The following is a 15,248-nucleotide window of genomic DNA, read 5'->3' on the forward strand; positions in this document are numbered from 1 at the left end:
CCTCTAAATGCTATAAACTCGCGGCTTATAGAGGTGGAGGTTCTGCTCAAACCACCTTACCGTTTCTGCAAGGCCCCCGATGAGGGTGTAACGAGGAAACCATCCAGTCAGCTCCCTTGCCAGACGGTTATTGCAAACCAGGCGGTCAACTTCGCTTGATGGCGGCCTTTGCCGTGCCTTTTCCACCTCAACGGTAATCTTTCTTCCGGTTATAGTTTCGACATGGGTAAGCAGTTCTTTTAGCGAAGTCTCCTTGCCGCTGCCGATGTTCACCACCCGGCCCACCGTATTTGCGGCCAGGCCCACGGCAATCATACCCGCGACGGTGTCCCGCACGTAGTTAAAGTCTCGGGTGGGGTGGAGGTTTCCCAGGCGCACACAGCCGTTTCCGGCCAACACCTGGGTGATGATGGTAGGGATGACAGCGCGGGCCGACTGGCGTGGCCCGTAGGTGTTAAAGGGCCGCACCACCACCACCGACAGGCCAAAGGAGCGGTAAAAGCTTAACGCCAGCTGGTCGGCAGCAATTTTGGTGGCCGCATAAGGCGACTGCGCCTGCAGGGGGTGGTCCTCATCTATGGGCACGTACCTGGCCGTGCCGTACACCTCGGAGGTGGAGGTGTGCACCACCCTGGCCACGCCTTCTTCCAGGGCTGCCCGCAGCACGTTGTAAGTACCCTCCACGTTAGTCCTGATATACGCCAGGGGGGCCTCATAGGAATACGGTATGCCGATCAGTGCCGCCAGGTGGAAAATAACTTCCACGCCTCGTGCGGCGCGCCTCACGCTCTCATAATCGCGCACATCGCCAAAGAAAATTTCAACCTCTTTACGGCAGGGCGAAGACTCAAGCCAGCCGCACTCGCCGCGAGAATTGTAGCGGACAAAGGCCCGCACCCTATATCCTTGATTCACCAGCTCTTCTACCAGGTGCGAGCCGATAAAGCCGGCTGCGCCGGTGATGAGAATTTTTTCTTTCATACTTTGCCATCCCATTTCGTGCCAAATATATTAGCTTGGCAAAATCTATACACTTAAGTATCGCACCTTCTCTTGATAACCCTTGCGGGATTACCCACCACTACACTCCAAGGTTCTACGTCTTTAACTACTACTGCACCAGCGCCAATAATAGCTCCTTCCCCAATCGAAATGCCTTGAATCACCACAGCGCCGGCACCAACATGAGCCAGGCGGTCTATTTTAACCCCGCCACAAAGGATGCTGCCCGGAGCCACATGAACGTGATCGCCCAAAAGACACTCATGCTCAATTACAGCGCCGGAGTTTACTATAACATTGACCCCTATTTTAGCCCCGGGACCAATAACCGCTCCAGGGGCTATGACAGAGCCGCTATTTAACTCCACCCCAGGTGCCACTATTGCCCTCGGATGTTGTAATGGAGGAAACTCAAACCCCATGGAAGTAATGTTGACGAACAATTCACTACGCAGGCGGTTGTCACCGGTACCCCCAACACCCATAGCGGCCAGATTTACTCCTCGTTTCAACATACCCGGAAGAACTTCATCATCCCCTAAGTATTTATAACGACCAGAAAGAGGACCCTTGCCAGGCGCAGGTGCTGTATAACCCACAATGGCAAATGCTCCCAGTTCCTCGATGATGCTCGCAATCATCAATGCGTGGCCACCGGCACCAATGATTATTATCTGTTGCCTGGACATAAGGACCCACCATGCCGCATTACTAAACTGAGAAATACTCGCTTACCCAGCCATGCCAGAGTGACTTGCAAAATTCATAATGCATACTGAATGGACATGGTAACTCTTGCTATTTCTTTCTTAGGGGCTACAGCGTTTCCTGAAACCTTCTCCCAGACGTTGCATTATTTTAGGCAAGCGTTATGGTAAATGTTTACTGGAGTAATGAAAAATAACACCCCTGCGATAGCTCAATCCCCAAAGGTGCACTTTCTAAGGCCAAATTGCGATCCACGTCAAAGACTGCCCTTCTTTCAACCACTTTTACGAATGCTATACAAGCCAGCAGGCCAGGTTTTTGCATCACCTCGAATAATGCCTACTCCTTTAAGCTAGCCGCAATTCCTTTGAGCACGAACTCCGCTGCCGCGCTGCGTTCGGCAGCTGCACTAACCAAGCCACCGCAGTACCTAATGATCAATTCGGACTTGCGGCTAATCCTCTTTTCCATTGCTATATCGGCGGCAAGCTTCCCGTATACCTCAATCTCTGCCCGTACCATAGGTTTTGCCACGATGTTAAAAAAGAGGTTTTCAGATAGAGCTTCAAGCTCCTTTCGTACCTTCTCGTAGTTCCGCAGCACCTTTCCCAGCGCAACAGGGTCATGCTCAATTTTTCTTAGCGCCGACCAAATTTCCCCTAAAATATTCCACATGGTCTTTGCTGCAGCTAAAAGTTCCTCCACTCGCCTCCTTACTGTATCGGTGTCTGGCCTGCCGTACTCGCCCTCGTACCAGAAAGGATTTGCTACATCCGGCTCCAGGAACTCCGTGATGATCTCAGCAAGGGGTTTTTCCACAGTACCGGCAATCCTAGCCCCCATTCGCGAGGTGTTGAACACCTTTATTCCCCTGAGTTGGCGCAAATGATGTTCCATGCTGCGACGCATGCGCTCAAAGGAATGGCTGGTGAGAACCTCGCCACCGCTTACCGCCGGTACCTTTATGCATTGCTCCTTTTCCGCGTTCCCGAGGGTTTCAGAACGGGCAAAGTTAATGCCGCTGGCGTAAACCCTTTCTCCCGGAAAAGCCAAGTCCTGCCCCACCAGCACCACCGGGTGGCAGCCGAGTCGGTACGCCAGCTGCAACACGCAAACGGCAATTGAAGGAGCGTCAAAAATAATTTCTTCCTTAGGTGTACCCAAAAGGAAGGGGCTAACGGTATCCTGGCTGATGGTCATATAAAATTTGGGCCCCGCATGGTGCCGCAGCGTATTGGCAAAAATACTGGTACCGAAAATGAGCGGGAAATCAGTGCGCGTCAAAGAAGCAAAGACCCTTTCATTTTCCGGCCAGGGATCGTAGGAGCAAAAGGCGTGGGGAGTGATGCCGTGGGCCAAAAGCCCGTGCACGGCGGAACCCACCGCAAAGATGTAGGCCATGCGCCTTTCATAAATTTGACGCAGATGTTCATACTCCTCTTCCAGCGAAGGGCCGGCAGCGGTAATGACCAGGGGTTTTCCCCTGAACTCCCCTTCTTTCCTAAAAATGCTAGGGGCGGCAAGAAGCCACGAAAAGTTTAAGAGGGAGTTTAAGGTCCACCACACCTCGGCGCGGGAGTCAAAACGCAAGCTGTACCTGTGCTGCTCTAAAGCGTCCAAAAACTTTTTCTGAAAGTCGGCTACCTTGTCTGGAAACAGCCGCCGGTAGGCGGGCAGCACCAGGAAACAGGTTTCCCCGGTAATCCTAGGCACCACCTGGGCTATAAAAGCCTCCGGTGTATGTGGGGAAACTTCTACTCCTAAAACTTCCACATTTCGGGGATTTAGTATTTGCGCCAACGGCATTTGTTTGAGAACCGCTTTAAAAAGCTCGGAATCCGGCTCGTAGATTGAAATCTTTACCTCGGGCCGCCTTTCCAGCAGCGCGGCCACCATATACCCACAGCCGAAGCCGTAAAAAACCACCTGCCGGTAACTTTCATCCACATTGGCAGCTATCCAGCGCCGCGCTTCACCTACAGGGTCGTAGCGACTATGCAGGTAAACCTCTTGCCCGTCGTGATGCGCGCAAACGGTTAACTCCCCGCTTCTGGCGGCAAGAAACTTATACCTGCCATCGGGCAAAGGTATTTTCGAGAGGGCATGGGATATGTTAGGAAAATACTTTTCCAGGTGTTGTATGTTTTCCATGAAAACTGCACTCACGCTTGTTCACCACGAGCCGCTTTCCTCTAGTTCCCCAAGAGCAGCTTCCAGTAATTCCAGCTGCTCCGCCAATTCCTGGCGCAAGATATCACCAATGGCAAAGCCGTCCTTCCTTTCAACCGCCTTCCAAAGTTCCTCCGTTACCTGATAAAAAGCTTGGCTGCAGCTCTCCAAAGCACAGGGTAGCGGTTTGGGAAGGCTTTTAGCCAGAACCTGCAAGCCCTGCACCACCCATTGCAGGTTCTCTAAAAGCTGTTCAAATCTCTTCCAGGTTTGCTGCCCTGCACCCAGATAAAACTCATTGGCAAGGTCCTCCAAATGCGGCAAAAGACCACTTAAATAACTTCGCAAACTCCCCGCCAACCTTCGGCAGGCTTCGGCGCATGGCACGGTGATGACTTCCAGCTTTTCTATGGCAGGCCAGGTGGATGCAATTGCCTCAAGGTGGTTGTCGTACACGGGGATGCCGTCAATTACCACGGCCTCAATAACACGGCCCGAGCAAAGAATTTTTTTCTCTAACCCATGCCAAAATTCCTCTAGGTCCTGCTGGCTCCCCTGGCGCAAGTCCCTAGGAAGGGTAATGTCTTGCCCATTTACCTTAATCTCCATAACGCAGACCTCGCTTTAATTAATTAAGTGATAAAAATAAGGGGGGCTATCTCCCTGCCCCCCTCTCTTAAGCCCGGTTTTACCGCAACAGTTGCAGCACCAGCTGCGGCTGTTGGTTGGCCTGCGCCAGCATAGCCGTGGCCGCCTGCTGGAGAATGGAAAGCTTGGTGAACTCCATCATCTCCTTGGCCATGTCCACATCCCGTATGCGGGATTCGGCGGCGGTAATGTTTTCCTTGGCCACATCCAGGTTAGAGATAGTGTGCTCCAGGCGGTTCTGCAGGGCACCCAGGTTGCCGCGCACTGAGGAAACCTGCGCTATGGCAAGATCGATTGTTGCCAGGGCGTTGTTTGCACCTGCTTGGGTAGTCAGGTCCACATTCTGCACGCCCAGGCTCTCCGCATCCATCTTATCGATGGCCAGGCTAACACTCTGATTAATGTTGGCACCAATGTGGAAGAGTAGCTGTCCGCCGGGTGAAATTATGATGGTGGCCGTATCAGGGTTGCTGTCGGTGGGCTGGCCTTCCTTTGTCACACCCTCCAAGGTAATTTTGAGACCAGTAACGCTGTAGGAGAGTACATTACCTGTGGCGGTGAGATTTATCTCCGTGGAACCAGGAGCCTGATTAAGTAAGGTAGCCACAGCATCTGTGCCAGCATCGCTCATCACTTCTGTGTTGGTGCTGACGGAACCAGCACCAGTACCTGCTGCTTGTAAACCCAAGCCTTTTAGTAGTTCATCAGTACCAGCCACTGTAATAACCTGGCTACTGCCTTTTTCTACACTTTCCAATTTAATGCCCAAACCACCAGTTGTGCTAATGGTAGCCGTAACTCCAGTTTTACCCGCCAATTGATTAATCTTATCTCTGATGACAGCAAAGGTGTCAGAGCCCAAGATATTTATCGCGACACCATTTATGGTCAAGGTAAAGGAGTCTGTGGCATCGATAGTATTTACTTTATTTGTTCCCGATATATAAGTTGCAATACCCGAAGCCAAGGTTACACCCGAGTTAAATGTAACACCATCAGCTGATACTCCCGAAGCATTTAGCCTTGCCTTTTCCGCGTAGCTGTAGACAGTGAGGGTATAGCTGCCCACCGCCTGTGAGCCGGGATTTACTTTAATTGTGGCGCTAGCGAGATCGCCATTGGGGCCGCTTACTGTAACGCTGCGGGCTAATTCGCCGTTTAAGAGTTTTTTGGTATTGAACTCGGTGGTGTTGGCGATCCTGGTAAGTTCTTCTTTTAACTGATTGATCTCCGCCTGGATGGCCGCCCGGTCGCTCTCAGTGTTCGTGTCCGAGGCCGCCTGCACGGCCAGCTCGCGCATGCGCTGCAGGATGGAATGAGTTTCATTCAATGCCCCTTCTGCCGTTTGGATGAGCGAGATGGCGTCCTGGGCGTTGCGCACCGCCTTGTCCAAACCACGGATTTGGCCGCGCATTTTTTCGCTGATGGCCAAGCCCGCGGCGTCGTCGGCAGCGCGGTTGATGCGCAGGCCCGAGGAAAGCTTCTCCAATGATTTCGCGGCCATCATGTTGTTGATGGAGAGTTGCCGGTACGTATTTAGCGCCGCAATGTTGTGGTTGATTATCACACAAACCTACCTCCTCCAGAGTGTTTTGTGCTTCCCCGTCCGTGGGGATAGGCTTTTAAGTAACCGCCGCTTTCTTAAAGCGCCGCCTTAAGCCCGCGTCCCACCTCCTCACAAGCATTTATCGTCAGCCCGGTGCGCCGGCTTTATACCCCCGGCCCTCCTTCCGCCAGTGACCTTTCTGATAACCGTCACCGGAACGCAGTCTTCCCTCGTCCAGCAAGCCGTACCGCCTTCCGGCACCGCCACCAGCCTCTCTTGGAGACTTTTTCTAGATATGTTTTCGGCAACAAGCAGTCCCTGATTTATGGTATCGTCGAAAATAAAAAAGCCCGCCGGTTTCTCCGGCCGGCGGACCTGGTTTTTTTCGCTCCCCGCAGGCGCACTTTTTGAATTGCCTAGCATTTCCGCGCCCGCTGGCGTACCGCCTCGTAGAGCATGATGGAGGCGGCAGCGGCTACGTTGAGGGACTCCGCCCGCCCGGGCATGGGAATGGTGGCCAGGAAGTTGCTCCGGGCAAGCACCTCGGGGGAAAGGCCCCTGGCCTCATTGCCCACCGCCAGGGCCACCGGAAGGGTAAGGTCCAGCGCGAAAAGGGGCTCCCCCCCTGCGGGCACGCCGGCCACCACTGCAAAGCCGGCTTCCTTTAAGCGCACCAGCACGCCTTCCTTTTCCGCCGCCGCCACCACCGGCAGGTGGAAGAGGGCGCCCATGGTGGCGCGCACGGTCTTGGGGTTGTACAGGTCCACCGTGCCGGGGAGGAGGACGACCCCTTGAGCGCCGGCGGCGGCGGCGCTGCGCACGATGGTGCCCAGGTTGCCCGGGTCCTGGACGCCGTCCACCAGCACCAGCAGCGAAGGAGGGGCTCCCAGGAGGGCCGCCAGCTCGCCGCGGGGCATTTCCACCAGGGCCATGATGCCCTGGGGGGTGACGGTCCCTGCCAGTTCGTCTATCAGCCCTTCCGCCACGGCCACCAGCGGCACGTTCTTTTCCCTGGCCTTCGGCCACAGGAAGCCGGCCCGCTCGGCCGCCGCAGGGGTGTGGAGGATGAGCCTGATCGGCCACCCGGAGGAGAGGGCCTCCTCCACCATGTGCACCCCCTCCACCAGAAAGCAGCCCTCTCTTTCCCGGTAGCGCCGGTCGGATGAGAGCCGGCGCAGGGACTTTATGAGGGGGTTGGACCTGCTCGTGATCACGGCGGGGCCTAGCCTCCCAGGGCCCGCAGCCTGTCCACGCGCCCCAGGACCACCAGCACGTCCCCTTCCTTTATCTCGTGCTTGGCGCCCGGCGAGATGATGATCTCCTCGCCGCGGCGGATGGCCAGCACGGTTACCCCGTACTCGCGGCGCATGGCCGACTCCTGCAGGGTCTTGTTCACGAACTCCGGCGGGGCCACCAGCTCCACAATGCTGTAGTCGGGCGAGAGCTGGATCTCGTCCAGGATGTTCCGGGAGGCCAGGGCATGGGCCACCCTCACCCCCATGTCCCGCTCGGGGAAAACCACCATGTCCGCGCCCACCTTTTGGAGGACCTTGCCGTGGAGCTCGGTTTGCGCCTTGGCCACCACGCGGGGCACGCCCATCTCCTTGAGCATCACCGTCACCAGGATGCTGGACTGCACGTCCTGGCCGATGGCCACAATGACGGCGTCGAAGTTGCGCAGGCCCAGGGACTTCAGGGCCTGCTCGTCCATGGCGTCCACGCAGACGGCGTAGGTGACTTCCTCTGCCAGGTCGTTAACCCTGTCCTCGTTGGTGTCCACGGCCAGCACTTCATACCCCATGCGCGCCAGGGTCCTGGCCACGCTGGAGCCAAAGCGCCCCAGGCCGATAACGGCAAACTGCTTCATGCCCCACCCCTACCCAACAATGATTTTTTCCTCCGGGTAGCGTATGGTCGTCTTGCGGCGGCGCTGGGCCAGGGCGTAAACCAGGGTGAGCGGGCCCAGGCGGCCGCCGAACATGGTCAGGATGATGAGTAATTTGCCGGCGGGGGAAAGCTGCGGCGTGATGCCCGTGCTCAGGCCCACGGTGCCAAAGGCGGAAACGGTCTCAAAGAGGATGGCCAGAAAGCTCGCCCTCTCGGTAATGCTCAAGAGCAGCGCCACCAGCGTCACCGTGCCGATGGAGAGGAGGACCACCGCCAGGGCCTTGTAGACCTGGTAGTGGGGAATGCGGCGGCGGAAGAGCTCCACGTCCTCCTTGCCGCGGGCAATGGACCACACGGTCAGCACCAGGAGGGCAAAGGTGGCCGTCTTAATGCCGCCGCCGGTAGAACCGGGAGAGGCCCCGATGAACATGAGGACGATGAGGAAGAACTGGGTGGCCGGGTTGAGCTGGCCGATGTCCACCGTGTTGAAGCCGGCAGTGCGGGGGGTGACGGCCTGAAAATAGCTGGCCAGTATTTTGCCCTGCAGCGGCAGGTCGCGCAATGCGTTGTCCCACTCCAGCATGCCGAAAACCAGGGCACCCCCGGCAATGAGCAGGAACGTTACCCGCAGGACAAGCCTGGTGTGCACCGAAAGGCGGCGGCGGGGGAACTGGAAGTAATCTAAAAGCTCCATGGCCACCGAAAAGCCCAGGCCTCCCAGGATGATGAGGGTGGTTACGGACAGGTTCACCACCGGGTCGCTGACGTAGCCGGTAAGGCTGCGAAAATCCCCCATCAGGTCAAAGCCGGCGTTGTTAAAGGCCGAGACGGCGTGAAAGACTCCCATCCAGAGGCACCGCGGAAAGCCAAAATCTGTGTAAAACCTCACGGCCAGGATGAGGGCAAAAAAGGCCTCCAGGGAGAAGGTGTAAAGCAAGATGGCCCGCACCAGGCGCACCACGCCGGAGACGCGTAGCTGGTTCAGCGACTCCTGGATTATGAGGCGCTCCTTTAAGCCGATGCGCTTGCCCATGAGGATAAAGAAAAAGGTGGCCATGCTCATGAAGCCCAGGCCGCCGACCTGAATTAAGGCCAGGATGACCACCTGCCCGAAGGTGGACCAGTGGGTGGCCGTGTCCACCACCACCAGGCCGGTCACGCAGGTGGCCGAGGTGGCGGTAAAAAGGGCGGTGAGGAAATCCGTCGGCGTGCCTGCGCGGCTGGCCACCGGCAGCATGAGCAAAAGGGCCCCCGATAAGATCACGCCCGCAAATCCCAGCACCAGGACTTGCGGGGGGCTTAAGCGAAGGGGAAAACCTTTGAGCGAGTCCAGCCTAACCCTGCCACTGCGGTTGAACAAGCAAGGTCAACCCTTCTCAACAAAGACTAGGCGCCAACCTTGGACTTGGCTATCTCCACCAGCTGGCTGAAGGCCGGGGCGTCGTTCACCGCCAGGTCGGCCAGCATCTTGCGGTTGATCTGGATGCCGGCCTTGCGCAGGCCCTCCATGAAGCGGCTGTAGGTGAGGCCGTTCATGCGGGCGGCGGCGTTAATGCGGGCAATCCACAGGCGGCGGAATTCCCGCTTCCTGGCCCGCCGGTCCCGGTAGGCGTAGGCCAGGGACTTCATGACCTGCTGTTTGGCAATGCGGTAAAGCTTGCTTTTGGCCCCGAAATAACCCCGGGCCAGCCGGAGGATCTTCTTGTGTCTCCTGCGGGATACGACGCTGCTTTTGGCGCGAGGCATGGTCTATCTCCTCCTCTTGGCAATGTGCAATGTGGGGCGAAAACCCGTCTAGTAAGGAAGCAACCTCTTTAGCTTCTTCGCCTCCGTGGACTTGACGTAGGCCGGCTTTAAGAGCCTGCGCTTCCGGCGCGAGCTCTTCTTGCTCAGGAGGTGGCTGTGGAAAGCCCGGGAACGCTTGAACTTGCCGGTAGCCGTCTTCCGGAAACGCTTGGCTGCGCCGCGGTGTGTCTTGAGCTTGGGCAACGGATTCAACCCCTTTCTTCCATTTCCTGCTTTACTTCCTGTTTATGCAAATCCGGCCGCGGGGCCAGGATCATGACCATATTCTTGCCTTCCAGCTTCGGCTGCCTCTCCACAATGGATAAGTCCTTTAGCTGCTCCGCCAAGCGCACCAGGAGCTGGTGCCCCAGCTCGGTGTGCATAATCTCCCGTCCGCGAAACATGATGGTGGCCTTTACCTTGTCCCCGTCCCTTAAAAAGCGCGCCGCGTTCCTGGCTTTGATTTGAAAGTCGTGCTCTTCAATGCTGGGGCGCAACTTTACCTCTTTGACGTTGATAATGCGCTGCCTCTTCCTGGCTTCCCTTTCCCGCTTGCTCTGCTCGTACTTGTACTTGCCGTAATCCATCAGCTTGCAGACCGGAGGCTTTGCCTGGGGGGCGATCTCCACCAGGTCCAGCTGCCTCTCCTCCGCCAGGCGCAATGCTTCCCTCAAGGGCATGATCCCGATCTGGTTCCCCGAGGGATCGATGACCCGCACTTCCCTGGCCCGGATCTCCTCGTTCACCCGGTAGTCTTTGGTAATACATACCACCTCCGGAAATGTGCAAAATAAAAACGGGTCCGCCCACCCGCTTTAAGCTCTCCTCAACAAAAGGTACGTCCTGCCGGCTCAAAGAACCCCATGGACAGCCCTCCGGGGCGTCGTGGGGTGAGAAGCGGATGGCTTCTGCTTAAACCAAAAGGTGCCCTCTTAAATTGTTCACCCAATTATAGCACGGCAGGCAAAAAACCGTCAAGGCAGCGTGGCCAGCGAAATTGCTTATTGACACCCCGGGGGGGATAATTTATCCTTAGTTGTAAAGTGAATGAATATTCATTTATTAAGGGGGCAGAGCGGCTTGAACATCAGGAAAGCGGGTCTGGGGCGGTACCTGGCCAGGACATTCCTGCTGGCCGTACCCGGGGGAATGGTCATCGGTTATGCAGTTAACACCTTCTCCGCAAACAAGCTTCTGGTGGTGCTCACCTCCGGCTTTCTGGCCGGGCTTTTAGGCATCGCCATAAGTACCAGAAACTTCAGGCAAGTCATCGCGCCCATGAAGGAGGTCATTAACGACCTGGAAAGCCTAGCGGCAAAGAGCCTGAGCGGCGGCGCGAGGTCCATTAACACCGTAGGGGAAATAAAGCAGGCCTTCCGCGAGATCCTGGACGGCCTGACTTCCGATTTAGGCAGGATCAGCGGCAAGATTGAAAAAACCTGCCGCGAGCTGGTGAACTACGCCGAGCTCACAGCCGAAGAGGCCGCGGCCACGGCCTCCGCCGTAAGCCAGGTGGCCTCTTCCAGCCAGGAAGTCTCGGCCAGCGCACAGACCATCGCCAGGGCCTCCGAAGAAACCGCCGGCCACGCGCTGGAAGGAAGCAGGGGATTATTGCGCCTTGAAGAGCAGATGAACGCCATGCAAAGGGCGTCCGCGGAAAACGCCACGGCCATTCAGGATTTGACCCGGGCCGCACAGCAGGTGTCGCAGTTTGCAGAGGTGATCAGGCAGATTGCCGAGCAGACCAACCTCCTGGCCTTAAACGCGGCCATTGAAGCGGCCCGGGCCGGCCAGCAGGGAAAAGGGTTTGCGGTGGTAGCGGAAGAGGTGCGCAAGCTGGCCGAACAAGCCGGAAGCGCCACGGGCAAAATCCAGGAGCTTATTGAGCTCATCCAGAGGGAAACGCACAGGGCAGTGCAAAAAGCCGGCGAGAACATCAACCAGATAAGGGCCGGCCTGGAAATGGTGCGGGAGATAACCGGTACCGTGGAGGGGATTACCTCCCGCATGGAAGCGCTGGCCGGCGAGGTGCAGGCGGTAACCGCCGCCGCAGAAGAAGTGGCCAACAGCATTCAGCACATCGCCGGGGCACAGGAAAGGCACCTCGAAAGCATGGAAAAAGCCAAGGCCACCATTCGCGAAATGGAAGGGCTTTCCGCCGAGCTGCTCGCCCTCTCGCGAAGGTTCCGCCTGGATGCCTAGAAAGCCTTGCGGGCAATTTCCTCTTTCAGGCGGCCCAGGAACTCCTCCAGGGTAAAGGAGCCCTGGTCGCCTTTGGCGCGGTGGCGCACGGCCACGGTGCTTTCCTGCACCTCCCTGTCGCCGATGACCAGCATATAGGGAATCTTCTGTACCTGGGCCTCGCGGATCTTGTAGTTAACCTTCTCGTTGCGCGCGTCCAGCTCCGCCCTTATGCCCTCCGCTTCCAGCCGCTCCAGCACGCGGCGGGCGTACTCCATGTGCCGGTCGGCAATGGGCAGCACCTTTACCTGCACCGGTGCCAGCCAGGTGGGGAAGGCGCCGGCAAAATGCTCGGTGAGGATGCCGATAAAGCGCTCGATGCTCCCGAAGACCACGCGGTGGAGCATGACCGGGCGGTGCTTGGCGCCGTCTTCGCCGATGTACACCAGGTCGAACTTCTCGGGCATGAGGAAGTCCAGCTGAATGGTGCCGCACTGCCAGGTGCGCCCCAGGCAGTCCTCCAGGTGGAAGTCTATCTTGGGCCCGTAAAAGGCGCCCTCACCCTCGTTGACCTTGTAAGGCATCCCCTTAGCTTCCAGTGCCTCCTGCAGGGCTCTCGTGGCCACCTCCCAGATCTCGTCGGAGCCCATGGACTTCTCCGGCCTGGTGGAGAGCTCCACCTTGTAGTTAAAGCCGAAGACCTTGTAGAAGTGGTCCACGAGGTCGATGACCCCGATGACCTCCTCCTTGATCTGGGAGGGCAGCATGAAGATGTGGGCATCGTCCTGCGTGAAGCAGCGCACCCGCAAGAGACCGTGCAGGACGCCGGAAAGCTCGTGCCGGTGGACGAGGCCGAGCTCGGCCAGGCGGATGGGCAGCTCCCGGTAGCTGTGCAGCCGGTTCTTGTAAACCAGGATGGCGCCCGGGCAGTTCATGGGCTTAATGGCGTAGTCCACGCCGTCAATCTGCGTGAAGTACATGTTCTCGCGGTAGTGGTCCCAGTGGCCGGACCTCTCCCACAGGGCGCGGTTTAAAATAACGGGCGTGCGGATCTCCTGGTAGCCCCTTTTGTAGTGCTCCTCACGCCAGAACTGCTCCAGCTGGTTGCGCAGCACCATGCCCTTGGGGTGGAAGAAGGGAAAGCCGGGTCCCTCCTCCTGGAGGCTGAAGAGGTCCAGCTCGGCGCCCAGCCGGCGGTGGTCGCGGCGCTTGGCTTCTTCAAGGCGGGCCAGGTGCTCCTCTAGCTGGGACTTTTTGGGAAAGGCGGTGCCGTAAATGCGCTGCAGCATCTTGTTGCGCTCGTCGCCCCGCCAGTAGGCCCCCGCCACGGAGGTCAGCTTCAGGGCCTTTATCCTCCCGGTGGAAGGCACGTGCGGGCCGGTGCAGAGGTCCACAAACTCCCCCTGCTGGTAGAAGGAAATCACTGCACCTTCGGGCAGCTCGCGGATCAGCTCCACCTTGTAGGGCTCGCCGCGCGCCGCGAAAAACTCCAGCGCCTCCTGCCGGGATACCTCGCGGCGCACAATGGGCAGGTCCTCCTTGACGATGGCCTCCATCTCCCGCTCAATCTTCTCCAGGTCTTCCGGGGTAAAAGGGCGGGGGACGTCGAAATCGTAGTAAAAGCCCCCCTCAATGGCCGGCCCGATGGCCAGCTTGGCCTCGGGGAAAAGGCGCTTCACGGCCTGGGCCAGCACGTGGGCGGCGCTGTGGCGGAAAGCGTCCCGCCCTTCCTCGTCCTCGAAGGTGTAAAACCGTACCTCGGCATCTTCGCCGAGCCCGTAGCTGAGGTCCACCAGCTTCCCGTTAACGGCGGCCACCAGGGCCTCCCGGCCCAGCCGCGGGTTTATGTCACGGGCCACCTGGCCCAAAGTCGTGCCCGGGGGGTACTCCCTCACCGTGCCGTCGGCTAAAGTTACCCTTATCACCGCCGCATCTCCCTCCTGCAAGGCAAAATAAAAAACGCCCCTTTTCAGGGACGAAAAATTTCTTTTCCGCGGTTCCACCCTGCTTGGCCGCCGGGACGAAACGAGCGACGGCGGCCCACCTCTTGCGGCAACATAACGGCGCCGTGGCCGGCCCCGCCTAATGGCCCCCTGCGGGGCGTTCGGCGGGGCAGCTCCGGGGCGGTCTTCAGCCCTTCCTGCCGGGGGAGGCTTCCAGCCGCGGCCTTCCCCTCTCTGGCGGCAGGCTGCCCGGGCCTACTCTTCCCCATCAACGCTTTTGCCCGAAAAACTGCTTTACCGGGAAAATTATATTGAACGGGCGGCGCCGTGTCAACCAGCAGGCCGCAGGGGTCTCAAACGGCCATTGCCAGAATGGCGCCAATAAAAAATAATTTTCCTTAGCGAAAAGAAACTCTTCAAGGCAGGTGCCCCGCAATATATGGCCTTTGCGCGCCCCGAGATCATCCGCCCGCCCAGCGAGTGGCGCAGCTACTACCTGCCGCTGACCAGCGGCTGTTCCAACAACACCTGCACTTTCTGCAATTATTACGGCACAAGGCTGCAGGTCCGCCCGCTGGCAGAGGTCAAGGAAGAGATCGACGCCCTCCACCAGTTCCTGCGCCTGGGCATCGTGCGCTCCGACATGCCGCCCATCGTTTACGCCGTTGCCCGCGGCTGGGACGGCAGGAGGGTGTTTCTCCAGGACGCCAACGCCCTGGTCTACCCGCAGCGGCCGCTGGTGGAGGCGCTGGCCTACCTGAACGGGCGCTTCCCGGACCTCGAGCGGGTCGGCACCTACGCCACCGCCGGGGACATCCTGCGGCGCACCCCGTCCGAGCTCAAGGAGCTGAAGGCGCTGAAGGTGGGCATCTTTTACCTCGGCCTGGAAAGCGGCGACGACGACACCCTCGCGGCGGTCGGCAAAGGCTACACCAGCCAGCAGATGATTGAAGCCGCCCGCCTGACCAAGGAGGCAGGCATCCTCCTTTCCGTGATGGTCATCCTGGGGCTGGCCGGCAAAAGAAACAGCATCAAGCACGCCCTGGCCACGGCTAACGTCTTGAGCGCCATGGACCCCGACTTTGTGGGCGCCCTCACCCTAACCCTCATCCCCGGCACGCCCCTCTACGAGCAGGCCCAAAGGGGCGAGTTCGAGCCCCTGGACCCCTTCCAGACCCTCGCCGAATTGAAGATAATTATCGAGCACAGCCGCTTTACCCGCTGCTTTTTCAGCTCCATGCACGCCTCGAATTACTTTTCCGTGCGCGGCTGGCTGCCGGCGGAACGCGACAAGATGCTTAAGGCGCTGGATTACGTCCTGTCCAGCCGCAACCCTGCTCTTCTGCGCCCCGAATATGCGCGGGGACTCTAAAAAGGAG

General features: G+C 58.3%; 14 protein-coding genes and 1 other annotated feature. Of the genes, 2 read left to right on the forward strand and 12 right to left on the reverse strand.

From position 1 onward, the window contains the following. Positions 1-3: 3 nt before the first annotated feature. The 11 genes from G454_RS0105060 to infC all read right to left on the reverse strand — a co-directional run bounded on the left by G454_RS0105060 (position 4) and on the right by infC (position 10,509). Positions 4-981 carry an SDR family NAD(P)-dependent oxidoreductase gene (locus G454_RS0105060; protein ID WP_027717722.1) on the reverse strand — a complete coding sequence of 326 codons (978 nt, stop codon included), beginning with the start codon at positions 979-981 and terminating at the stop codon, positions 4-6. Positions 982-1,034: 53 nt separating this feature from the next. After that, on the reverse strand, positions 1,035-1,691 hold the full coding sequence (locus G454_RS20820; RefSeq protein WP_084413276.1) for an acetyltransferase: 657 nt from the start codon (positions 1,689-1,691) through the stop codon (positions 1,035-1,037). Positions 1,692-2,049: 358 nt separating this feature from the next. Next, positions 2,050-3,861 carry a motility associated factor glycosyltransferase family protein gene (locus G454_RS0105065; RefSeq protein ID WP_169719312.1) on the reverse strand — a complete coding sequence of 604 codons (1,812 nt, stop codon included), beginning with the start codon at positions 3,859-3,861 and terminating at the stop codon, positions 2,050-2,052. Between the two features lie 21 nt (positions 3,862-3,882). Then, a complete protein-coding gene (locus tag G454_RS0105070; protein WP_027717724.1) occupies positions 3,883-4,488 on the reverse strand; it encodes a hypothetical protein in 606 nt (201 codons plus the stop codon). Positions 4,489-4,567: 79 nt separating this feature from the next. Continuing rightward, positions 4,568-6,094, reverse strand: coding sequence for a flagellin N-terminal helical domain-containing protein (locus G454_RS22570; RefSeq protein WP_027717725.1), 1,527 nt, complete (start codon positions 6,092-6,094; stop codon positions 4,568-4,570). A gap of 395 nt (positions 6,095-6,489) precedes the next feature. Then, positions 6,490-7,287 (reverse strand): TrmH family RNA methyltransferase, encoded by a 798-nt coding sequence (locus G454_RS0105085; protein ID WP_027717727.1) that lies wholly within the window; start codon positions 7,285-7,287, stop codon positions 6,490-6,492. Positions 7,288-7,295: 8 nt separating this feature from the next. Continuing rightward, positions 7,296-7,940: a potassium channel family protein gene (locus G454_RS0105090; protein WP_027717728.1), complete on the reverse strand. Its 645-nt coding sequence runs from the start codon at positions 7,938-7,940 to the stop codon at positions 7,296-7,298. A gap of 9 nt (positions 7,941-7,949) precedes the next feature. Then, positions 7,950-9,320 (reverse strand): TrkH family potassium uptake protein, encoded by a 1,371-nt coding sequence (locus G454_RS0105095; protein ID WP_245574321.1) that lies wholly within the window; start codon positions 9,318-9,320, stop codon positions 7,950-7,952. 26 nt (positions 9,321-9,346) lie between these two features. Beyond that, positions 9,347-9,706 (reverse strand): 50S ribosomal protein L20, encoded by a 360-nt coding sequence (gene rplT, locus G454_RS0105100; protein WP_027717730.1) that lies wholly within the window; start codon positions 9,704-9,706, stop codon positions 9,347-9,349. Positions 9,707-9,754: 48 nt separating this feature from the next. After that, a complete protein-coding gene (gene rpmI / locus G454_RS0105105; RefSeq protein WP_027717731.1) occupies positions 9,755-9,949 on the reverse strand; it encodes a 50S ribosomal protein L35 in 195 nt (64 codons plus the stop codon). A gap of 5 nt (positions 9,950-9,954) precedes the next feature. Continuing rightward, positions 9,955-10,509: a translation initiation factor IF-3 gene (infC, locus tag G454_RS0105110; protein WP_027717732.1), complete on the reverse strand. Its 555-nt coding sequence runs from the start codon at positions 10,507-10,509 to the stop codon at positions 9,955-9,957. A 316-nt stretch (positions 10,510-10,825) separates the two neighbouring features. Here infC and G454_RS0105115 point away from each other — a divergent pair, with 316 nt between their 5' ends. Continuing rightward, complete coding sequence (locus tag G454_RS0105115) at positions 10,826-11,947, forward strand: methyl-accepting chemotaxis protein (RefSeq protein ID WP_027717733.1); 1,122 nt, start codon at positions 10,826-10,828, stop codon at positions 11,945-11,947. Here G454_RS0105115 and thrS read toward each other — a convergent pair. Continuing rightward, positions 11,944-13,848: a threonine--tRNA ligase gene (gene thrS / locus G454_RS0105120; protein WP_211229966.1), complete on the reverse strand. Its 1,905-nt coding sequence runs from the start codon at positions 13,846-13,848 to the stop codon at positions 11,944-11,946. The two genes, G454_RS0105115 and thrS, sit on opposite strands and share 4 nt — an antisense overlap. A 46-nt stretch (positions 13,849-13,894) precedes the next feature. Next, positions 13,895-14,150: a binding site (T-box leader), on the reverse strand. A gap of 158 nt (positions 14,151-14,308) precedes the next feature. On the opposite strand from thrS, the gene G454_RS0105125 reads away from it, so the two are divergent. After that, a complete protein-coding gene (locus tag G454_RS0105125; RefSeq protein WP_027717735.1) occupies positions 14,309-15,241 on the forward strand; it encodes a radical SAM protein in 933 nt (310 codons plus the stop codon). Positions 15,242-15,248 lie beyond the last annotated feature (7 nt).

Source organism: Desulfovirgula thermocuniculi DSM 16036, assembly GCF_000429345.1.
GTDB lineage: Bacteria > Bacillota > Desulfotomaculia > Desulfotomaculales > Desulfovirgulaceae > Desulfovirgula > Desulfovirgula thermocuniculi.